This window comes from Methylobacterium sp. AC433, assembly GCF_979253015.1.
The window spans coordinates 1-268 of sequence record NZ_CEEDBN010000067.1 but is presented as its reverse complement, the minus strand read 5'-3'; the positions used below and the strand labels follow the sequence as shown (position 1 = coordinate 268).

Annotated in this window: 1 protein-coding gene; it reads left to right on the top strand. The window is 69.4% G+C overall.

The window, feature by feature from the left end; translation table 11 throughout:
* Positions 1-244 (top strand): FAD-linked oxidase C-terminal domain-containing protein (locus AC0IWM_RS23755; protein ID WP_471759143.1); only part of this gene is annotated, 244 nt, incomplete at its 5' end.
* Positions 245-268 lie beyond the last annotated feature (24 nt).

Here is a 268-nt window from a genome sequence, read left to right as displayed (position 1 = left end):
CCTCGTCGTGCCGGCGGGCAGTGACCGGGTCGCGTTCACGCGCGAGATCGAGGCGGGTTTCGCCCACGACCTCTACCCGATCGCGCTGGAATACGGCGGCGGATACAGCGCGGAATACGGCATCGGCCGCTTCACGCGCGACCTCCTGGAGCGCTATTCCGATCCCGCCCGCCTGCGCCTGATCGCGGCCGTCAAGCGCGCCCGCGACCCCGACGGGATCATGAATGCCGGCGCCCTGGTCTGAGGAATCCTCAGCCCTGGAACGAGA